A 21364-nucleotide genomic window follows, 5' to 3' on the forward strand; every position below is an offset into this window, starting at 1 on the left:
TTCAGTTCTCTACTCTACAATGCTGGTCTTTTGTATGGAAATGCTGGTCTTTTGTATGGAAATAGTGGCCTTTTGGGCAAATGTCTGATGCAGCCAACTGCAGAATGAATGTGGGCTGAACCGCCTCAGAGCACCGGAACGCGTGGTTCTTCAGGCGAAAGGCATCGTTCAAAAGGCCGTATGCCCAATTTTTTAAGTTGAACAAGTGATCCTTTAACAAAATGGAGGAAATACTGCAAGCAAATCGAATAAGCTGTCGCTTTGCAAACTGGGAGGTAAGCTCAGGTAAATCAAAAGGCTGTCCGTTGGCAAAATGGAAGTAAGCCGCAGGCAAATCGAGCAAAACGTCCCCTTTGTAACCCAGAAGGAAAGCTGTGGGCAAACGCTTGTTTTATTCGGAGAACTGATAAATGGAGTCTTGTCTGCATACATGTAACTAAGGCAGGATTCGTAATAGAGCATACAGGAATGAAGGAATGTTGGAGAGGGGGAATAGGAATGAATACTGCCTTGACGACATTTTTTCCACCGGAATTGCCGACCATACTATTGCGACTGTTTCTGGCTTTTATTGCCGGTGCTGTAATGGGATTGGAGCGGGAGCGTTTTATGAAAGGGGTCAACAGGCAACGCGGGGCTGGCTTTCGGACGTATAGTCTGGTCTGTTTCGGCTCCTGCCTGTTCGGTTTGGCATCCATCTACGGATTTTCGTCAAGCGGAGTAAATAACGATCCGGGACGTGTAGCAGCTCAAGTGGTCACTGGAATGGGCTTTCTGGGAGCGGGGGCCATTATCAAGCTAAATGGAAATGTAAAAGGGCTGACAACGGCCGCCGGCATGTGGGTCGCTTCTGCGATTGGCTTGCTGTTCAGCGCTGGAATGTACATTACGGCTATCGTCGCTGCTTTTTTTGCTTACCTCACACTGGACTTTCATCGTCTGTTCCCGCATCTGTTTCTTTTTTCAAATGATGCGCATGACGCCGATGATGATGTTTTTTCGGAAGATGAACGAAGGCATAAAGGAGAGGATCGAGCCAGGCATCCGGATGAGGATAGTTGATATGCGATTTGTTTCACGTGAAACATAGGAACTCATTCTCTTGTGCTATTTTCGATTTAGCTTGAGAAATTGGAGCATGTAAAAAAGGCTAGGAGGCTGCTGATTCGGGGATACCGATATGGGAATGCAAGAGATAAGCCACAAAGGGAGAAAGGTGTTTCCGTACAAATGTACGTTGAAGGGGCTATGGTGTTATCATCATGGCCCATTTCTTTTTAAAAGGCCGATTTCGGGAGGATGACAGATGATTTTGTTAATGGCGGTGAATTTCCAAGTGCCGTTCCGTCTCTATCCAGAATGATGGAATAACCGACAGGTCTTGGGGAGACTACCTTTTTTGGTGGATGGAGATTTTCCTATGATACATCTATCATTAGTCTCTTTCTATTGTATCGTATGCGACTTTGCGACAAGTCTATAGCCAAGGCTTGGCTGAGAGACGGAAGGCAGGGGACAGAAGACAGAGACATTGATAGTAATAAAGACAGTGAAAGTGAAAGAGGTAGGGGCGGAGAATTGTAAGAATAAGAGACAGTCACAGAAATAGAAGCAGACACAGAGGCAAAGACAAAGACAAAGACAAAGACAGTAACTCATAGACAGTAGCCATAGCTAAGCTATACCCAACTATAGCAGTAACAGGGGCAGATTCCTACTTCTATAATTGACTGTGTCATATAATTTCTCCCAAACCAATGGCCATTCCAAAACTCCCTATCAGCACCTTCTCGGTAAAAAATAATCGCCTAAAAAGGATCTCCGTACTGGTGACGTTACTTTCAACTGACTTCCAAATCCAACCATCCCCGCAATTGTGGCACTAGGGTGAAAGTAGCACATGTTTCACGTGAAACACGCTTTTCACAGCAGGAATTGGCCCTTTGATGCAGAAGTATTTCATTACGAATATAAACAGAAAAGTTGTCGCGATTTTTGCCATAGAAAGCTAATGAACGCAACGGCTGATGGAACGGTTGGAAGTGGGGGATTTTACCATGGCAGTAAAGGATTCGTTTTCTCGTATCTTCGGGTTGACGGACAAGACAGAAAATGAGGAGATCAGGCAAATACCGGTAGATGAGATTGTTCCCAATCCGTATCAGCCTCGTACGGTGTTTGACGATGAAAAGCTTGATGAGCTTTGCCAGACGATTCGGACGCACGGCTTAATTCAACCTATCGTTGTACGGATGAGAGATAACCGATACGAGTTGATAGCCGGTGAACGTCGCTGGCGTGCGACAAAGAAGCTGGGATTGGAACGAATACCTGCGATTGTTAAAGAGTTTAACGATACGCAAACAGCTTCGATCGCGCTGATCGAGAACCTGCAGCGGGAAGGATTAACGGCGATTGAAGAAGCGGTAGCTTACCAGAAGTTGATCGATTTGCATGATCTGACCCAGGAAAGCCTGGCACAGCGTTTGGGAAAAGGGCAATCCACGATTGCCAACAAGCTTCGTTTGCTTAACCTCCCTCAGGAAATTCAGGATGCGCTGTTGGCTCGACATGTGACGGAGAGGCATGCTCGCGCGTTAATCCCATTGAAGGACAGCGAGCTTCAGTTGAAAGTTCTGCAAGAGATTCTGGAGCGGGATTGGAACGTTAAGCAGACTGAGACGAGAGTGAAGCAGCTGTTGGAAGCATCGGAAAACCCGAAGCCGGAAAAAGAACCGAAACCAAAGTGGAAAGCTTTTTCCAGAGATACGCGGATTGCAATCAATACGGTGAGACAGTCGATCGATATGGTCATGCAAACGGGTCTTCCTGTAGAAACAGACGAGGAAGACCACGAGGAGTTTTACCAATTTACGATCCGCATTCCCAAACGCAGGGACGGCAAGTAACGATTGTTTTGATCCGGAATGACAAGACAATCAACCATTGGCATAGCAGCAAGCTGGAAAATGATTGATAGGAAGCAGGACCAAAAAAGGAGCTATAGTGGGGAGCAGGGGCTGTAAAAAAGGAGAAGATGGTGGCACAGCAGGCCGCCTTTCTTTTTGGCCGAGCTTTCATGCGGAAGCCTTCTTCAAGCGTCAGCCGAAGCTCGCAGGGAGTGTTTCTATCTGGCGGGACATTTGTCCAAGAGGTTTGCTGTCATGAGGAAAAATGCTCAATTCAAGAGAAGTAAGTGGGATGGATAGAGAAAAGAGGCGCTGGGAGAGGTGCCTTTTTTCCGCTTTAATCAACAGGCTGACTCACATGAAAAAACGTTTGTACAAACGATACGTTTCAAGCATCGTCTACCGCAGATGCAGTGTTTTTTGGCAACCTGCAGCCAGCCTGAGTCCCGATTGGATGACGATAGAAGCACTTTGGGAAATATTTCTCTTCCAAAAAACAGGGTATGTCAACAATAAATCTGGTAACATGTTTAGTAGATTGGTGTAAAAATGAGGTGGAGAAGTTGGGTAAAATCATTGCGGTAGCAAACCAGAAAGGTGGCGTAGGAAAGACAACCACATCTGTCAATCTGAGCGCATGTTTGGCCTCCCTGGGGAAAAAGGTACTGCTGGTGGATATAGACCCCCAGGGAAATGCTACAAGCGGAGTTGGCGTGAACAAAGCAGACGTGCGTTATTGCATCTACGACGTGCTGATTAACGACATCAGTCCTGTGGATGCTACTTTGCCTACTGAAATCGATGGTCTCAAGATCATTCCTGCTACCATTCAATTGGCCGGTGCGGAAATCGAGTTAGTCCCAACCATCTCGCGTGAGGTTCGCTTGAAAAAAGCACTGGAAGTTGTAAAAGATAAATACGACTATATTATTATTGATTGTCCGCCTTCATTGGGGATTTTAACGGTAAACTCTCTAACCGCATCCGACTCGGTACTGATCCCGATTCAATGTGAATACTATGCGTTGGAGGGCTTGAGCCAACTGCTCAATACGATTCGTCTGGTTCAAAAACATCTGAATTCTCAGTTGGCTATTGAAGGTGTCGTTTTGACCATGCTGGACGCACGGACCAATCTCGGATTGCAGGTCATCGAGGAAGTGAAAAAGTACTTTCAAGACAAGGTATACAAGACAATCATCCCTCGCAATGTACGGTTAAGTGAAGCTCCTTCGCATGGACAGGCCATTATTACGTACGATCCGCGTTCCAGAGGGGCGGAGGTATATACTGACTTGGCGAAGGAAGTGGTAGGTGTATGAGCAGAGGGCTTGGAAAAGGTCTGAATGCACTGATTACGTCCAACATGATTGAAGAAGAAGAGCATGTTTTGGAAATTCCTGTCGCAGATATTCGGCCCAATCCGTATCAGCCTCGAAAGGAGTTCGAATCGTCGGCGATCGAGGAATTGGCTCAATCGATCAAGGAGCATGGCATCATTCAGCCGCTAATCGTCAGAAAGAGCATAAAAGGATATGAATTGGTTGCAGGGGAAAGACGGCTTCGTGCAGCCAAATCACTAGGGCTGAAGAAGGTTGCGGCTGTTGTAAAGGATTACTCTGACCAGCAGTTGATGGAAATTGCGCTGATTGAAAACCTGCAGCGTGAAAATCTGAATCCGCTGGAAGAAGCGGAAGCCTATGAGAAATTGATCAGCCATCACTCTTATACGCAGGAGCAGCTGGCCAAAAAAATCGGCAAAAGCAGACCGCATGTCGCCAATATGCTTCGTTTGCTGCAGCTGCCCGAGCAAATCAGGAAGATGGTCTCGGCATCAGACTTAAGCATGGGACACGCGCGTGCTTTGCTTGGGGTAGAAAAGGAAGAGCTTCAGCTTCAACTCGCCAAAGAGGCAGTAAAGAAGGGGATCAGCGTACGGCAACTGGAAGAGCTGGTGAAACAGGCAAATGTTTCACGTGAAACATCGAAAAAGAAGCCGCTGAAAAAGGAGCCCCAGCTTATTCAATTCGAAGAAAGATTAAGAAGCAGACTGGGTACCTCGGTAAAAATCAAAAAAGGGACCAAAAGAGGAAAAATCGAAATCGACTTTTACTCCCAAGAAGATTTGCAGAGGATCCTGGAAATATTGGAGCAGGAGTAAGATCACAAGGAGGAAGCCATGCGAGTGATTTACTTGGACAATGCTGCATCAACGTGGCCTAAACCGCCGGCAGTAAAGGAAAACATGGCAGAGGTAATCGAGCATTTTGCAGCCAATCCGGGACGGGGCGGTCATGCGTTGGCAATGAAAGCGAGCAAGGCTGTGTTCCGAACGCGGGTCGAGCTTTCACGGTTGTTTGGGATTCAAAACCCGAATGACCTCTTTTTTTATATGAACGCAACCCAAGCCCTAAATCAGGCGATCAAAGGGCTGCTGAAAGAGGGAGACCATGTCGTTTCCTCTTCAATCGAGCATAACTCGGTGCGGCGTCCATTGGAATATATGGCACGTACAAAAAAGGTCGAGATTACGTTTGTAGAACCACGTGAAGATCAACTGTATTACACAGAAGACTTTGAACGGGCGATGAAGCCGAATACGAGACTGTTGGCAGTCAGTCACGCATCGAATCTGACCGGAGTTATTCTTCCGATTGCAGAGCTGGGAGAACTGGCAAAACGGCATCAGGCTTTGTTTCTCGTGGATGCTTCGCAGACGGCAGGCGTTTTGCCCATTCATGTAGGAGAGATGAAGATTGACATGCTTGCTTTCCCCGGGCACAAAGGACTGTATGGGCCGCAGGGAACTGGCGGACTGTACGTCCATCCTTCTGTCGATTTGGAACCGTTGATTCACGGCGGCACCGGGAGTCAGTCAGAGGCCATCGATCAACCGACGACCAGACCGGATCGCTATGAGAGCGGTACAGCGAATACAGTGGGACTGGCCGGATTGCAAGCAGGTGTATCGTTTGTCCTGGAAAAAGGGGTAGAGAACATCCATGCCCATGAATGGAAGCTGACAAAACAAACAATCAAAGGCTTGCGCCAAATAAAAGGCGTAGAAGTTTACGGACCGGGAGAAGAGGTCGAAAGAGTCGGTGTGATTTCGTTTAACATCGAGGGTGTCGATGCGTCAGAAGCATCGTTTATCCTCGATCAGCAGTACGGAATTGCGACTCGTGCAGGATATCATTGCACACCTCTGGGACATCGGACAGCCGGAACAGAGCAACGTGGAGCAGTGCGGGCCAGCTTTGGCGTATTTAACACTGAACAGGACGTGGAAGCACTGTTGAACGCGGTACGGGAAATCGCATCCGCCTTTCAGTCTTCATGATTCGCAGGGGAGTGGAGTAAGTGATTTTGTTGGGGACTCTGGTTAATGCGATTGCCATTATCGCAGGAGCGTTGTTGGGACGCTTGCTGTCAGGCATACCAGAATCAATTCGGAAAACCGTTATGCAAGGAATTGGGCTTGCGATTGTCTTGCTGGGAATCAAAATGAGTCTGGAAACACAAAATTTCTTGCTCGTTATCCTGAGTATCGTGATCGGTTCGATCCTGGGAGAACTCATTGGCATTGAGTCAGGCTTAAACAAGCTGGGACAGTGGCTGGAGAGCAAAATGGGGGGAAGGAGCCAGGGAAGCATTGCGACTGGCTTTGTCACTACGACACTGGTTTATTGCATTGGCGCCATGGCGGTGCTTGGGGCGATGGACAGCGGACTCAGAAACAACCACGAAATATTGTACACAAAGGCAATGCTGGACGGCTTCTCTGCGATTATTTTTTCATCGACGCTTGGAATTGGCGTTTTGTTCTCTGCAGTGCCCGTTTTCTTGTACCAGGGCGCGATTGCGCTTTTATCCACACAGATTTATAACTTTGTCAGTCAGGAAACACTCGATGCCATGCTGGTTGAAGTGACAGCCGTTGGGGGCTTGATGATCATCGCGATCGGCATCAATATTTTGGAGCTGAAAAAAATCAATGTAGCCAATATGCTGCCGGCTTTGGTTATTGCAGCAATAGGAGTGCCCATCGTACGTTGGTTGGCAGTGTGGTTTGGGTGAGGGGCAGAGAGAAAGAAATTCCTTAAAAGAAAAGGCGTGAAGCCAAAAGCAGACGGATTCCCTGAAAAAGGAGTCCGTTTTTTTAGAAGGATTTTGCTAGGCAAAGAAAAAGCAGCATGTAATAATACAGAAAAAACAGCACAGATCGCGGGGAGAGTGCAGATGCTCGGATTTATCGTAAATCCAGTGTCGGGAAATGGAAGAGGGCTGCTGGTGTGGAAGCGCCTTGAGAAGGAACTGGAGAGGCGCAGAGCCATTTTTCGAGTAAAAATGACAACAAAGCAGGGGGAAGCCAAAAAGTTGGCTGTCGAGCTGCTGCAAAAAGAGGAAGTAAGCAAAATTATTGCGGTCGGGGGGGACGGCACAGTAAACGAAGTCATCAGCGGGATGAAAAAAGCCAACATTCCTTGCATATTTGGTCATATTCCGGCTGGCTCGGGAAACGATTTTGCCCGCGGACATTCGTTGCCGGGTGACCCGGTTGCCGCACTTGAACATATCTTGTCCGGCATGGAGGGCAAAGCGATTGACCTGTTCCGGGTAAACGGAGAAATCGCCGTAAACGCGGTAGGAGCCGGTTTCGACGGAGAGGTAGCCCGGGTAACCAATGAAGCTGCTTATAAAAACTGGTTGAATCGTTGGCGGCTTGGAAGGATGTCCTACATCATTTCTGTAATTCGGGTATTTTTGTCTTATCGGACGAGTCGGGTAAAGCTGACGGTTGACGGAAAAGAGACAAGATTGGAGAAGGTCTGGCTGGTGGCGGTGGCAAACATTCCGAATTACGGCGGGGGGATGCTGATTTGCCCGAAAGCTGTGCCTGATGACGGGATGGCAGAAGTATGTGTAGTGAGCAATGTATCAAAATGGTCACTGATTAGGGCCTTTCCGATGATTTTTAACGGTTCCCATGTACGCCACCCTGGCGTTCGGTTTTTCCGGGGAAAACAGATTGTGATAGAGGCGGATAGAGAATTGAAGGTGCACGTAGACGGAGAAGTATCGGCATCAACGCCGATTACGGTAGAAGTAGAGCCAAGAAGCCAGTTGATATGTGGATAGAGCTCCAAGTCACCCGTTCAATTTTATAAGCGCGAAAAGAAGAAAGACTTGGAAATCCCGCGGTACGGGAGGCAAGTCTTCTTTGATCGCCATGATTTCATTTCGGTTTGATCATAATTTTGCAAGCACCGTTAAAAGACGTGGCGGAGCTGTCGTTCTGTGCCTTACTCAGGAAAAGCGCTCACCCGCTGGGAGTCGCCCGACGAGTGAAGCAAGGAAGCTTTAAACAGACCGGCCGCAATGATTTCAGCCATCCGCATGACCACGTACAACCGGGTATTTTGCAGGACAAAGTATTCCATAAACCCGCCGACATTGACGATTCCTGTGATGTGAAAGGTCCCGACGGCAGGAAGCTCTTTTTTGACACCGGCACCGGGCTTGAGCGGGCCATCGATCACGTTGATATTTCCGACATTGCTGAATTGCCCGAGACAGGCATCGATGGCAATGATCAAGGAGTGCGGATGCTCCTGGCGGATTGCCTCCAGCTTCTCGCTCAGATTCATGGCATGCACGGGATCCTCCAGGGTACCGTAGACATGCAACGGAAGGGGCTTGTATGACAACAGCTTGCTGCCCACGAGGGGGCCGAGCGCGTCTCCGGTCGAACGGTCGGTACCTATACAAACAATGACAATCTCATCGCTGTACATATGCGAATGAAATCGCTGGACAAGATGTTGAGCCAGTTGGTCGACAGCAGTCTCATTGCGATAATCCACTTTCAGCGGCGGAAGCAATTGTTCCTTGCAGTTATCAGAGAGATTCATGACTACCCCCAATCCTGGCCACGGCCGAAATCAAAAGAGTATTCACAGTATAGTACCGAGAGAGCTTTTTTATACCCGCAAATGCCAACGTTGGGCAGGTTTCGAACAGTTTGCCAACTATCGCGACTCTCATTAGCATGAACAATGGAAACAGAACGGATGATGCAGAGGGGAAGAGAACTGGCGCGAACAGGGCTGAACAAGTAAAATAAGGAGTAGCACATGCGGGCTCCACAGAGCTTTTTTGGCGCGGGCTTGGTAACCGAGGACAGAAGTCTCGCTTGCTCACTTTGCGATCAAAGTCTCGCAGCGGTACCCTATTGCCGATATCACATCGTGTTTTCCTGTCGGCCAAGCAAAAAGAGGGAGGGAAAGGCGTGGAGCAGGATACGGTCTTGATCGCATTTGATTCGACTCAGCAGGCTTTGCGGGCGGAAATGCTGCTGGAGTATGCCGATATCGACATTGATACCCGTCCGACCCCGAAAGAGATCACGGCCGGTTGTGCCCTTTCCATCGAATTTCCCGTGGACAATTACCAACAGGCCCGGGAAATCATTTCTGAGCAGCATGTTGAGATACGCGGCTACTTTCGCTTGTTATCCGACTGCTACCATGAAATTGACGAATGCGGAAACAGGAAGGAGCAGGATAGATGAACGAAGAAATCGCAAAACAGGGAAGCTGGTTGGAATCGGTATATGAGAAAACCGTGGCCTATGTGACGGACCCGGAGATGTGGGTTCGGATCGGGCTGATCTTGTTGAAAATATTGCTGATTGTGGTTGTATCAAGGATTGTTGTGTCGATCGTCAATGCGGCGGTCAACAAAGTGTTTCAGCACCGGCAGGGAAGCAAGCTCCAGATGGAGCAGCGCCGTGTGGATACTTTGCGTGTACTGGTAAACAATGTTGTACGCTATGGGATTTACTTTTTGGCGATACTGCTTGTCCTTCAGCAGCTAGGAGTGGATCTGAGGCCAGTATTGGTCAGCGCGGGCGTGCTGGGGCTGGCGGTAGGCTTTGGTGCACAGAGCCTGGTGAGGGATGTCATTACCGGATTTTTCATTATTTTTGAAGACCAGTTTGCGGTCGGTGACGTGGTGACTATTAACAATATGACGGGAACCGTTCAGGAGATCGGATTGCGCATTACGCGGATTCGAAGCTGGACAGGCGAGGTGCATATTTTCCCCAACGGTACCATCAATCAGGTCACAAACTTTTCCCTGCAGAACACGTTGTCTGTGGTCGATGTGTCTGTCGCTTATGAGGAAGACCTGAATCGGGTGGAAGAAATCATCAAGGGGACATTGAAAAAGGCACAGGAGGAATTGGAAGACATCGTGGCCGAACCACAGTTTTTGGGCGTTCACGCATTGGGTCCGTCCGAGGTTACGATGCGGATTACCGCCGAATGCAAACCAAATACGCATCACGGCGTAAACCGGAAGCTGCGAGCGATGATTAGACAGGACCTGAGCAAGCAGGGAATAGAGATTCCTTATCCGCGTGTGGTGACCATGCCGGGGAGAGGATTTGAACAGGGGCAACAAAAGCAGTCGCAGTCGTAAAAAACAAGGAAAGAACAAGCGGGCGGCGAGGCAGCTGGAGCGGCAGATATAGAGAAACAAGGGGGCACCAACATGCAGAGAAAGCAATTTACATTGGGGGATGTGGTCCAGATGAAAAAGGCCCATCCCTGTGGCACGAACGCCTGGAAGGTAATCCGGATGGGGATGGACGTCCGGATCAAATGTACAGGATGTGAGCACAGTGTAATGATTCCGCGGCTGGAATTTGAGCGCAAGATGAAAAAAGTGCTGATCCACGCCGAAGGGACCCCGGAAGAGTAAAGAGAACCGAATAGCGAGACGAAAAGAGGATGCAGCCACTATACTGGGCGTGCATCCTTTTTCATCTAGTCGGTGATGAAAGGTAACCTTACACCCCTTCGACTGGCTGGATGGCAGAGGGATGGTTAGTCGCAATCACAACCAACGATAACAAGCAGGATAAAGAGAACCAGCACGAGCGCGAAATCGTCGAAGTTGCCGTTGAAGAGACCCACTAGCTGACACCTCCTACCATGGATTCAATACCTATGCTATGTCGCAGAGGCAAAAGCGGTATGGGCGTTTGTCACGGGTCTGGGTAAAAATAAGTTATGCACATGCTATCCACAGAAAATGTGGACAACTTGATGCTGAATTGGGCTAATCCAACAATCAACTGTGGATAATAGTTTGTTCGATGAAAAGTTATCCACAAAATTATTCACAAAACAGAAAATTCTTTGGATAAATCAACCCCTTTTCCGTAATATTTAAAAAATTTTTATTAATAAGAAGGGATTTTTGGAGATGGATATAATTAGACTATATAGCAAACGGTAGAAAAGAGAGTAAAGGGGCGATTTTGTTGAAAAAGCAAGCATTTATCACACTGACAGCGATGGCAATTGCGCTGTCAACCGTCAGCACACCGTTTATCCCTTACAGTACACAAGTGGTTGCGGCAGCAGAGAAAGCACCCGTCTACAAAGACCGCTCCGAAATACCGGACGCCTACAAGTGGAAGCTCGACCACATTTATGCGAATGTGAAGGATTGGGAAAATGATGTGAAGAAAGCGGAAGACCTCGCAAATGCCTTTACCAAGCATCAAGGCAAGCTGGGCCAGTCTGCCGATTCTTTGAAAAAGGCGCTCGACGACTACAGCGATCTCATGCGTGTCACTGAGAAGGCCTATGTATACGCCAATATGGCGCTGGATGTAAACTCCGCGAATGCCGATCTGCAAAAGCTGGCTGACCGCGCAGAAAAAATGTACACTCTGGTCTCGGAAAAGACAGCCTGGATGCAGCCGGAAATTGTCGCGATACCGGACGGCAAAATGAAGAACCTGCTTGAGGCAAAGGATCTTGCTGCTTACAAAATGATGTTGGAGGATATGATTCGTACAAAGCCGCACTCCTTGTCAAAAGAAATCGAAGAGCTGCTGGCCAAATCGTCGCCACTGGGCAGCTCGCCGACCAACATTTACGGCATGCTTTCCAAGGACGTCCGTTTTCCGAAAATCAAGGATGAAAACGGAAAAGAAGTGCAGCTGACGAGAGCCAATTTCGTTTCGTATCTGGAAAGCAAGGACCAGCGGGTGCGCAGGGATGCGTATCAGGCTTACTACAAGTCCTTGATCGATTTTCAGGACTCGTTCGCTCAGACGCTGGCAGCCAAGGTAAAGGCGGACAATTTTTACGCGGATGTCCGCAATTACGACTCGGCTCTGGAGGCGAGCCTGAATCCGAACAATATCCCGACCAAGGTGTACGATGAACTGATCGAGACTGTCAATGACAATTTGCCGCTTCTGCACCGCTATATTTCCTTGAAAAAGAAAATGCTTGGCGTTCCCGAATTGCACATGTACGACATCTATGTGCCGATCGTACCGTCCGACGACAAGTACATCCCGTATGAGGAAGGCAAGAAAATGGTCGTGGATGGCCTCAAAGCAATGGGGGACGAATACGTCAAAGTGCTGGCCGAGGGATTGGAGAGCGGCTGGGTGGATGTCTATTCCACAGATGACAAGCGGAACGGCGCGTATCAGTGGGGAACGTACGATACTCATCCTTACGTGCTGTTGAACTACCAGGGCACGCTCGACGATGTTTACACCATCGCTCATGAGATGGGGCATGCCATGCAGTCTTATTACACGAACAAAAACCAACCGTATATTACGTCCAACTATCCGACATTTACCGCGGAAGTCGCTTCCACGATGAATGAGACGCTTTTGTTCAAGAGCATGTACGCTCAGGCCAAAACGAAGGAAGAAAAAATGTATCTCTTGAATCACTATCTGGAAAACTTCCGTTCGACCCTGTTCCGACAAACGCAGTTTGCCGAATTCGAGCGGGCGATCCACGAGAAGGAGCAGGCGGGAGAGTCCCTCAACGCGGAAGCGATCAAGAAGATCTACCTGGACATCAACAAAAAGTACTATGGCAAGGATATGGTTTCTGACGAAGAAATCTCGATGGAGTGGGCACGCGTTTCTCATTTCTTCAATTACAAATACTACGTCTATCAATACGCGACCAGCTTTGCCGCATCACAGGCGCTGGCCAAGCAAGTGATGGACGAGGGAGAAACAGCCGTAGAGCGCATTCAGAAAAACTTCCTCGAAGCAGGCAACTCCGCGCCGCCGATCGAAGTGTTGAAAGCAGCGGGCGTAGATATGTCTACCTCTCAGCCGATCGAACAGGCTATGCAAATCTTTGAAGAGACATTGAACGAGCTGGAAAAACTGGTGAATGAGAAGTAGAGAGCGGGCAAAAGCAGGAAAGCAGGAGAGTAATCTCTCCTGCTTTTTTGTATTCACCCGTGCCATTCGCTCCTCAGCAGGGAGAACATGATGACATCAACGAGTTTTCCTTTCGACATTTCGTATTCCCGCAGTCGTCCTTCTTCCGTAAACTGCAGCCGCTTCAACAGCTTGATCGAAGAGACGTTCTCCGGTTCGACCTTGGCCTCGATCCGGTTCAAACCCAACTGTTCAAACCCAAAGCCGAGCATAGCGCGGATGGCCTCCGAGGCATAGCCGCTGCCCCAAAAGAAACGTCCGAGGTCATAGCCGATTTCCGCCCGTTTATTTTCGTGATCCAGGTAATTGAATCCGCAAGAGCCGATAATTTCAAATGGCTGCCGCAGCGTAATCGTCCACCTGCACGCTTTTCCTTCCTGACTGAGTTCTTGCAGAAGCGAAATCATCTGTTCCGCTTGCGCCACATCTGTAAAAGCTTCAATGTTCATGTGCTTTGTCACAGCAGGATCAGACCAAAACGAAAACAGCGCGGGAGCATCCGTCAGCTCCATTGGCTTCAATTCCAGGCGGTCGGTTGTTACCTTATTCATATTCATTGCGTGTCCTCCCATCTATTGATGCAACTAAATTGAAAAACTGCAGTCTCTACCTGGGCATAATTCAGTCCTTTCAAAAAGAGGGATGACAAGCAATTCCCATAATATCACAAATAAACCGCCAATGCCCTCTCGTAAATAAGGAGAAGGTGCAACTCGTTTGCGTACATGCCTTTCATTGCCGGAAAAATCAAGCGGGAGCACGAATTTTGGCGGAGCCGAGAAATTTTTGACAAGAGCTCTGTCTTTCGAAAAGATATAAATAATAGAAGAAAGAGGAAAGAAGAACGAGTTTCCACATGGATTCGATTGTAATCCGCGTCGCAAGTTTTTATACTAGAAAGGATGTGAATGAAAAAAGGTACAAGGAGTTGTATATAGATGGGTGCATCTTGTGGCATTGTAGGACTTCCCAACGTAGGCAAGTCGACTCTGTTTAACGCGATTACGCAGGCGGGCGCAGAATCGGCCAACTATCCGTTCTGTACCATCGATCCCAACGTGGGGATTGTCGAGGTGCCGGACCCGCGCCTGAACAAACTGACGGAGATCGTCGTTCCGAATAAAGTGGTTCCGACGGCGTTTGAGTTCGTGGATATTGCCGGTCTCGTAAAAGGAGCCAGCAAAGGAGAGGGCTTGGGCAACCAGTTTCTCGGACACATCCGGGAAGTGGACGCAATTGCTCACGTCGTTCGCTGCTTTGAGGATGAAAACATCACACACGTAGCGGGACGGGTAGATCCGTTAAGCGATATTGAAACGATTAATCTGGAGCTGATCTTTGCCGACCTGGACTCGGTAGAGCGCCGGATCGACCGGATTGGCCGCAAGGTAAAAGCGGGAGACAAGGAAGCCAAGCTGGAGCTTGACGTGCTGGAGCGGCTGAAGGCTGCGTTTGAAGCGGGACAGTCCGCGCGCAGCGTCGAGATCAGTGATGACGAATTCAAGCTGATCCGCGAGCTTCACCTGCTCACAATCAAGCCGGTACTTTACGTTTGCAACGTGGCCGAGGACGGGATTCACGATGCCGACAACAATCCTCATGTACAGGCTGTCCGCAAGCACGCTGCGGAAGAAGGCGCACAGGTAGTCGTCATCAGCGCCAAGGTCGAAGCCGAGATCGCCGAGCTGGAGGGCGAGGACAAGCAGATGTTTTTGGAAGAGCTGGGACTGCAGGAATCCGGTCTCGACCGCCTCATCCGGGCTGCGTATGAACTGCTTGGCCTGATCACTTACTTTACGGCTGGCGTGCAAGAGGTGCGTGCGTGGACCATCCGTCAGGGAACGAAGGCTCCCCAGGCTGCAGGCGTTATCCACACCGACTTTGAGCGCGGCTTTATCCGTGCCGAGGTGATCGCTTACGACGACCTGGTTGAGGCCGGATCTGTAGCAGCAGCGAGGGAAAAAGGAAAATACCGTCTGGAGGGCAAGGAATACCTCGTCAAAGACGGAGATGTCATGCATTTCCGGTTCAACGTATAGAACTCAACCTTGCTTCGAACTAGGCATTTTGCTATAATACGATAATGCGAGTATTTATGGAGTGCATGTTTCATGCGTTTCGCAGCACTCGCTCCTTGCCCGCTTGCGGGCCGCTAAGTCCATAAGGAGGTGAAAAGGTATGCGTCAATACGAAGTGATGTACGTATTGCGTCCAGACCTTGAAGAGGAGAAAATCAAAGCTAACGTTGCACGTTACAGCGAAGTTGTAACCAGCTTTGGCGGAGAAGTAACCAAGCTTCAAGAAATGGGCAAGCGTCGTCTTGCGTATGAGATTCAAAAGTTCCGTGAAGGTTACTACGTTTTGATGAACTTCAAAGCGAATGCTGACGCTGTTGCGGAAGCAGATCGTCTCATGAAAATCAACGACGACATTATCCGCTTCTTGTTCGTACGTGAAGAGAAGTAATTGTCGTCTCGGGCAGAGGGGGACCCAAGATGAATAAAGTCATTCTCATCGGCAACCTGACAAAAGATCCGGAGCTGCGCTATACGCCAAACGGCGTGGCCGTTACTACCTTTACCCTGGCGATCAACCGTCCGCGTACCAACCAGGCAGGCGAACGCGAAGCCGACTTTATTAACATCGTCGCATGGCAGAAGCTGGCTGACTTGTGCGCTACCTATCTGCGCAAAGGCAGACAAGCGGCTGTGGAGGGCCGTATTCAAACGCGCTCTTATGATAATAAAGAAGGAAAAAAGGTTTACGTAACGGAAGTCGTCGCTGAAAACGTCCAGTTCTTGGGCGGAAAAGGCGGAGAAGGCGGCGGTTACGATCCAGGCTTTGGCGGCATGAAGCCGTCGGGCGGTCAGAGAGATGAGATGGATGCGTTTGGGGATCCCTTTGCGAATACAGGCAAGCCGATCAACATCTCGGATGATGACTTGCCGTTTTGATTGAAGGACACTCGATCGTATAACGTTCACATTTCCTGATAAAAGGAGGGACTTTCATGGCACGTAAAGGACGTCCAAATAAACGCCGCAAGGTATGTTTCTTTAAGGTTAATAAAATCAAGCATATCGATTACAAAGATACCGATCTGCTGAAGAAATTTATCAGCGAGCGCGGCAAAATCCTGCCTCGTCGTGTAACTGGTACTTCTGCGAAGTATCAACGTGCTTTGACAGTAGCGATCAAACGCGCTCGTCAAGTAGCACTGCTGCCGTACACCACTGAATAATTGTTACAAGCAAAAAAAGGGGGACACAATCGCGTGGCCCTCTTTTTTCCATATTTTTTATTGGTCGTATTGCTTTTACTTTGAAGATACACGATGAGGTGTCGCCATGCCTTCAAAAACAAAACAATTGGCGGAAAACGCCCTTTTGCTGGGAATTGCACTAGTGCTGCTGTTTATCAGTACATACACAATTGCAGGGATGGTCACCAGCCTGCTTTTGCCGTTGCCGTTTGTCATCCTCGGGATGCGGCGGCCGATTTCATCCTCCATATGGATTGTCGCCGTGTTCACGTTTTTAGCTGGAGTGCTAACCGGGATATTCTCGGCTATGATGGCTTTGATGATCGCGCTCTGGGGAACAGTAATGGGTCACATGTACGCCAAAAGAGGGACAGCTATGTCCGCGATTGTCGCGGGAGCTGCAGTCGTTTTCCTCGGGTATGTGGCGATGCTCGCTCTCTCCACGTACGTCATCGGGATGGGCTTGAATGAAATGATTCAGGAGGCAACGAAGCTAAGGCCTGATTTCGTGCCCAAAGAGCAATTTGAACAGGGAATGCAGCTCATTAAAATGGTCATGCCGGCCTTTTTAGTCATGATGAGTTTTATACAAAGCGGGATTACGCACTGGATAGCCCGACTGGTGGGCAAACGGATGAGATTGTCGGTTCCGGCCTTGCCTCCTGCCAGAGAGTGGTCTTTTCCGCGTTCGATCCTCTACTACTATTTTATTTCCATGGTAAGTATTCTTTTGATGGGAGAAGAATTGCAGGGAACATTTTGGACAAGCGCCGTACTCAACGTAAAGGTGATCCTGGATGTGATCCTGACGTTGCAGGGCCTTGCTTTCTGTCTGTTTGCCATTCATTTGTACAACAGGAAGGGATTGGCCCCCGTGCTTATTGTCTCTCTATTTATTTTTCCCCCGCTAACCACTATACTTAGTTTATTAGGCATCTTTGATTTGGGTTTAGGCTTGCGAAAGAGACTGGAAACAAGAGTGAAGAGGGGCTGAGGAAATGCCCAAATTCCTGTTAAAGCGTTGGTACGGGCTACACATGGTCTTGGCTCTAAGCTTTAGCTTGTTGCTGTTGGGAATTTTGACGCTTCATCACTGGATGTACGGGGCGATCGGGATCATTTGCCTGATCGGGCTCGTGGTTTACGCGCTGCAGGCCGAAAAAGGCTTCCAGCGGGATCTTCGTCTGTACTTGGCTACGGTTACCCACCGGGTGAAGAAGGCGGGCGAAGGCGTCATCCAGGAAATGCCGATCGGGATTTTGTTGTTCAACGAAGAAAAGACCATCGAATGGGTAAATCCCTTTATGACCAATATGTCCGGTGATGAAATGTTGATCGGGAAAACACTGCCTGATGTATTCCCGCAGCTCGTTCTGAAACCGGACCAGAAACGGCTGGAGTTTGTTTACAACGAGCGGACCTATGAAGTGCTTGTCCGAGCAGAGGAGCGTCTGCTTTACTTTACGGACATCACGAATTTCAAAGAATTGACGCTTCGCTACCACCGTGAAAAGGCTGTGCTTGCCATCATCCACCTCGACAACCTGGACGAGGTCGGACAAGTGATGGACGATCAAAGCCGGACACTGCTTTCTACGAGTGTGGCAGGGGTCATTACCGAATGGGCAAACAGGCACGGCATCTATCTGCGCCGCATTTCCGCAGATAAATTCCTGGCGTTGATGGAGCGGGAGACGCTGGACAAACTGGAAGAAAGCCGTTTTGACATTCTGGATGTGGTCAGGGAGATGACTGCAGACAACAAGATACCGATCACGCTTAGCATCGGAGCGGGAGCTGCAGCCAATTCCTATATCGAGCTGGGACAAATGGCCCAATCGAGTTTGGACATTGCTTTGGGCCGCGGCGGAGACCAGGCAGCGGTCAAGATCGGAAACAAGCTGACGTTTTTCGGCGGCAAGTCCAATGCCGTGGAAAAGCGGACGCGTGTACGTGCCCGCGTGATCGCCCATGCGCTGCGCGATCTGATTCACGAAGCGGAGCACGTCATCGTCATGGGACACAAGCAGCCTGACATGGATTCGATCGGCGCCTCCCTGGGCGTACTGAAAGCCGTACAGCTTCATAAAAAAGACGCATATATCGTGATGGATGAAGGCAATTCGTCTGTGGAGCGTCTGATGAAGGAAATTTACGCGCATGAGGAACTGGCCGAGGCTTTCATAACACCGGAGCAAGCGATACGTCTGATTACCGGGCGGACGCTCTTGGTAATCGTCGACACGCATCGCCCGTCGCTGGTAATCGAGCCGCGCCTGCTCAGCGAAACAAGCCGGATTGTGGTGATCGACCACCACAGGCGCTCGGAAGAATTTATCGAGCCGGTGCTTTTGTATCTGGAGCCGTATGCTTCTTCTACAAGCGAGCTGGTTACAGAGCTTCTGCAATATCAAAGCGACCGTCTGAACATCGACAATCTGATCGCTACGGCCTTGTTGGCGGGGATTGTGGTCGATACGAAAAGCTTTGCTTTCCGCACAGGCTCGCGAACCTTTGAGGCAGCTTCGTTTCTTCGCCGGAATGGCGCGGATACTGCGGCTGTCCAGCGCTTGCTGAAAGAGGATTTGACGCAATATGTAAAACGTGCTCGGGTGATCATGAATACCGAGACCTATCGGGATAACATGGCGATTGCCGTGGGCGACCCCAGTGAGGAGTACACGCAGGTACAGGTGGCCCAGGCAGCCGAGCAGCTGTTGACGCTCTCGGGCATTCAGGCGTCCTTTGTCGTTGCCAGAAGAGCTGACGATACGGTGCTGATCAGTGCCCGCTCACTGGGCGACATCAATGTCCAGTCGATCATGGAACACATGGGCGGAGGCGGCCATTTGACCGCAGCAGCCAACCAGATCGAAGGAATTTCCTTAAAAGAGGCCGTCAGACGTCTGAAGGAAGCTATCGATGCAGTCGTCTAGAACAGCCGTCTAGAGGAGGAGGAAGCACAGATGAAAGTTATTTTTCTGAAAGACGTAAAGGGTCAAGGGAAAAAAGGCGAAGTCAAGGATTTGTCGGAAGGCTACGTACGCAACTTCCTGCTGCCGCGGGGATTGGTCAAGGAAGCCACCGAAGCCAATATGAAGACGCTGGACGCGCAGCAGCGCAGCGAAGCCAAGCGTAAAGAGCAGGAAAAGATTGAAGCTCAGCAGCTAGCTGAAAAGATGAACGAGATCACCGTAAAGGTATCGGGAAAAGCAGGGGAAGGCGGCCGCTTGTTCGGGGCTATTTCCAGCAAGCAGGTCGCGCAGGCTTTGGAAGACCAGTTCCAAATCAAACTGGACAAACGCAAGCTGGAAATGGAAGCGATCCGCGCACTGGGCGTTACCCAGGTGAAAGTGAAGCTGCATAATGAAGTGACGGCAACGCTCAAGGTTCATGTAGTGGAAGAATAATGAAGCAGTAATTCATGCTAATACGGGATAAGCGAGGGGTGTGACGTGAGCGACCTGTTTTTGGACCGTGTGCCGCCGCAAAACAACGAAGCGGAACAGTCAGTTCTGGGGGCCGTGTTCTTATCGAAGGAAGCTCTCATCACGGCAATTGAAATTCTTCGACCTGAAGATTTTTATAAAACCGCCCATCAGCGCATCTTTAAAACGATGCAGGACCTCTACGACAAGGGGGAGCCGGTCGACCTCGTAACGGTGACGGCAGAGCTGCAGGACCACAAGCTGCTGGATGAGGTGGGCGGCGTTCCCTATCTCACGGAGATTGCCAGCTCGGTTCCGACTGCGGCCAACATTGAGTATTACGCGAAGATCGTCGAGGAAAAGTCGCTCTTGCGGCGGTTGATCCTGACGGCGACGAAAATTGCCAATGAAGGGTACTCCCGTGAAGACGAGGTCGGGGAGATCATCGCGGATGCAGAGAAATACATCCTCGAAATTGCCCAGAACCGGAACAGCGGCGGCTTTACGCCGATCCGCGACGTACTGCTGGAGACGTATGAACGGATTGAGTTTCTCAGTCAGCGGCGCGGGGATGTGACGGGGATTCCTTCGGGATACCCGGATTTGGACAAGATGACAGCCGGCTTCCAACGAAGCGACCTGATTATCCTGGCAGCCCGTCCGTCTGTAGGGAAAACGGCCTTTGCCTTGAATGTAGCCCAGAACGTAGCTGCTCGCGCCGGCGAGACAGTGGCCATCTTCTCGCTGGAGATGGCCGCTTCTCAGTTGGTACAGCGGATGATTTGTGCGGAGGGCAATTTGGATGCCTCCCGCATGCGTTCGGGTTGGCTGGAAGAGGATGACTGGCAAAAGCTGACGATGGCCATCGGGACATTGGCGAAAGCGCCGATCTACATCGACGATACGCCGGGTGTGACGGTACAGGACATCAGGGCGAAATGCCGCCGTCTGCAAGCGGAGCGCGGTTTGGGCATGATTCTGATCGACTACCTGCAGTTGATTCACGGACGGGGAAAAGGCGACAACCGCCAACAGGAGGTATCGGAAATTTCCCGGACCTTGAAGGGGATCGCCAGGGAATTGAACGTGCCTGTGATCGCCTTGTCCCAGCTAAGCCGTTCGGTGGAGCAGCGTCAGGACAAGCGGCCGATGATGTCGGACATCCGTGAATCCGGTTCGATCGAGCAGGACGCCGATATTGTTGCGTTCCTTTATCGCGATGACTACTACGACAAAGAAACAGAGAACAAAAACGTCATCGAAATCATCATTGCCAAGCAGCGTAACGGCCCGACCGGAACGGTGGAGCTGGCATTTTTGAAGGAATACAACAAGTTTGTCAGCCTGGACAATCGCTATCGCGATGCAGCGGGGTAAAAAGCAATAATAAAAATAAGTTCTACCCAGGTAAAAATCGCCTGTTTTTACGGAAAAGCCGGAACATACTCCGGCTTTTTTTCTATTATGAAGCGTGCCCAGCAAG

The 21364-nt window shown here is 49.7% G+C and carries 22 protein-coding genes; 19 read left to right on the plus strand and 3 right to left on the minus strand.

The window, feature by feature from the left end:
• Positions 1–498: 498 nt before the first annotated feature.
• From EDM54_RS21400 to EDM54_RS21430, 7 genes are all read left to right on the plus strand, one after another.
• Positions 499–1062, plus strand: coding sequence for an MgtC/SapB family protein (locus EDM54_RS21400; RefSeq protein WP_003388852.1), 564 nt, complete (start codon positions 499–501; stop codon positions 1060–1062).
• 995 nt (positions 1063–2057) lie between these two features.
• Positions 2058–2909, plus strand: coding sequence for a nucleoid occlusion protein (noc, locus tag EDM54_RS21405; protein WP_003388850.1), 852 nt, complete (start codon positions 2058–2060; stop codon positions 2907–2909).
• Between the two features lie 563 nt (positions 2910–3472).
• Entirely contained in the window at positions 3473–4231 is a 759-nt protein-coding gene (locus tag EDM54_RS21410; protein WP_003388847.1) for a ParA family protein, read from the plus strand.
• On the plus strand, positions 4228–5070 hold the full coding sequence (locus EDM54_RS21415) for a ParB/RepB/Spo0J family partition protein (protein ID WP_122958765.1): 843 nt from the start codon (positions 4228–4230) through the stop codon (positions 5068–5070). The genes EDM54_RS21410 and EDM54_RS21415 overlap by 4 nt, the downstream gene beginning before the upstream one ends.
• 18 nt (positions 5071–5088) lie before the next feature.
• Positions 5089–6249, plus strand: coding sequence for an aminotransferase class V-fold PLP-dependent enzyme (locus EDM54_RS21420; RefSeq protein WP_024983208.1), 1161 nt, complete (start codon positions 5089–5091; stop codon positions 6247–6249).
• Between the two features lie 20 nt (positions 6250–6269).
• Entirely contained in the window at positions 6270–6986 is a 717-nt protein-coding gene (locus EDM54_RS21425; protein WP_003388844.1) for a DUF554 domain-containing protein, read from the plus strand.
• A gap of 162 nt (positions 6987–7148) precedes the next feature.
• A complete protein-coding gene (locus tag EDM54_RS21430) occupies positions 7149–8048 on the plus strand; it encodes a diacylglycerol/lipid kinase family protein (RefSeq protein WP_003388843.1) in 900 nt (299 codons plus the stop codon).
• Positions 8049–8212: 164 nt separating this feature from the next.
• On the opposite strand, the gene yyaC is transcribed toward EDM54_RS21430, so the two are convergent.
• Complete coding sequence (yyaC, locus tag EDM54_RS21435; protein ID WP_031932430.1) at positions 8213–8821, minus strand: spore protease YyaC; 609 nt, start codon at positions 8819–8821, stop codon at positions 8213–8215.
• A 377-nt stretch (positions 8822–9198) separates the two neighbouring features.
• Between yyaC and EDM54_RS21440 the strand changes: the two genes are divergently transcribed.
• The 3 genes from EDM54_RS21440 to EDM54_RS21450 all read left to right on the plus strand — a co-directional run bounded on the left by EDM54_RS21440 (position 9199) and on the right by EDM54_RS21450 (position 10676).
• Positions 9199–9480 carry a putative Se/S carrier protein gene (locus EDM54_RS21440; RefSeq protein ID WP_122958766.1) on the plus strand — a complete coding sequence of 94 codons (282 nt, stop codon included), beginning with the start codon at positions 9199–9201 and terminating at the stop codon, positions 9478–9480.
• Complete coding sequence (locus EDM54_RS21445; RefSeq protein ID WP_003388839.1) at positions 9477–10394, plus strand: mechanosensitive ion channel family protein; 918 nt, start codon at positions 9477–9479, stop codon at positions 10392–10394. The genes EDM54_RS21440 and EDM54_RS21445 overlap by 4 nt, the downstream gene beginning before the upstream one ends.
• A 72-nt stretch (positions 10395–10466) precedes the next feature.
• Positions 10467–10676: a DUF951 domain-containing protein gene (locus EDM54_RS21450; RefSeq protein WP_003388838.1), complete on the plus strand. Its 210-nt coding sequence runs from the start codon at positions 10467–10469 to the stop codon at positions 10674–10676.
• Positions 10677–10801: 125 nt separating this feature from the next.
• On the opposite strand, the gene EDM54_RS21455 is transcribed toward EDM54_RS21450, so the two are convergent.
• Positions 10802–10891 (minus strand): YjcZ family sporulation protein, encoded by a 90-nt coding sequence (locus EDM54_RS21455; protein WP_031932431.1) that lies wholly within the window; start codon positions 10889–10891, stop codon positions 10802–10804.
• 350 nt (positions 10892–11241) lie between these two features.
• Here EDM54_RS21455 and pepF point away from each other — a divergent pair, with 350 nt between their 5' ends.
• On the plus strand, positions 11242–13152 hold the full coding sequence (gene pepF / locus EDM54_RS21460; protein ID WP_003388837.1) for an oligoendopeptidase F: 1911 nt from the start codon (positions 11242–11244) through the stop codon (positions 13150–13152).
• Positions 13153–13205: 53 nt separating this feature from the next.
• On the opposite strand, the gene EDM54_RS21465 is transcribed toward pepF, so the two are convergent.
• Positions 13206–13742, minus strand: coding sequence for a GNAT family N-acetyltransferase (locus tag EDM54_RS21465; RefSeq protein WP_024983209.1), 537 nt, complete (start codon positions 13740–13742; stop codon positions 13206–13208).
• Positions 13743–14129: 387 nt separating this feature from the next.
• On the opposite strand from EDM54_RS21465, the gene ychF reads away from it, so the two are divergent.
• From ychF to dnaB, 8 genes are all read left to right on the plus strand, one after another.
• Positions 14130–15230 carry a redox-regulated ATPase YchF gene (ychF, locus tag EDM54_RS21470; protein ID WP_003388835.1) on the plus strand — a complete coding sequence of 367 codons (1101 nt, stop codon included), beginning with the start codon at positions 14130–14132 and terminating at the stop codon, positions 15228–15230.
• A 139-nt stretch (positions 15231–15369) separates the two neighbouring features.
• A complete protein-coding gene (gene rpsF, locus EDM54_RS21475; RefSeq protein ID WP_003388833.1) occupies positions 15370–15657 on the plus strand; it encodes a 30S ribosomal protein S6 in 288 nt (95 codons plus the stop codon).
• Between the two features lie 29 nt (positions 15658–15686).
• Positions 15687–16145 carry a single-stranded DNA-binding protein gene (locus EDM54_RS21480; RefSeq protein WP_003388831.1) on the plus strand — a complete coding sequence of 153 codons (459 nt, stop codon included), beginning with the start codon at positions 15687–15689 and terminating at the stop codon, positions 16143–16145.
• 56 nt (positions 16146–16201) lie between these two features.
• Positions 16202–16432, plus strand: a complete 231-nt coding sequence (gene rpsR / locus EDM54_RS21485) for a 30S ribosomal protein S18 (protein WP_003388829.1) — start codon at positions 16202–16204, stop codon at positions 16430–16432.
• 106 nt (positions 16433–16538) lie between these two features.
• Positions 16539–17447, plus strand: a complete 909-nt coding sequence (locus EDM54_RS21490) for a YybS family protein (RefSeq protein ID WP_003388828.1) — start codon at positions 16539–16541, stop codon at positions 17445–17447.
• A gap of 4 nt (positions 17448–17451) precedes the next feature.
• A complete protein-coding gene (locus tag EDM54_RS21495; protein WP_003388827.1) occupies positions 17452–19389 on the plus strand; it encodes a DHH family phosphoesterase in 1938 nt (645 codons plus the stop codon).
• Positions 19390–19419: 30 nt separating this feature from the next.
• Positions 19420–19863, plus strand: coding sequence for a 50S ribosomal protein L9 (rplI, locus tag EDM54_RS21500; RefSeq protein WP_003388826.1), 444 nt, complete (start codon positions 19420–19422; stop codon positions 19861–19863).
• Positions 19864–19908: 45 nt separating this feature from the next.
• Positions 19909–21258 (plus strand): replicative DNA helicase, encoded by a 1350-nt coding sequence (gene dnaB, locus EDM54_RS21505; RefSeq protein ID WP_003388825.1) that lies wholly within the window; start codon positions 19909–19911, stop codon positions 21256–21258.
• Positions 21259–21364 lie beyond the last annotated feature (106 nt).

The sequence above is a fragment of the Brevibacillus borstelensis genome, assembly GCF_003710865.1.
Lineage (GTDB): Bacteria > Bacillota > Bacilli > Brevibacillales > Brevibacillaceae > Brevibacillus > Brevibacillus borstelensis.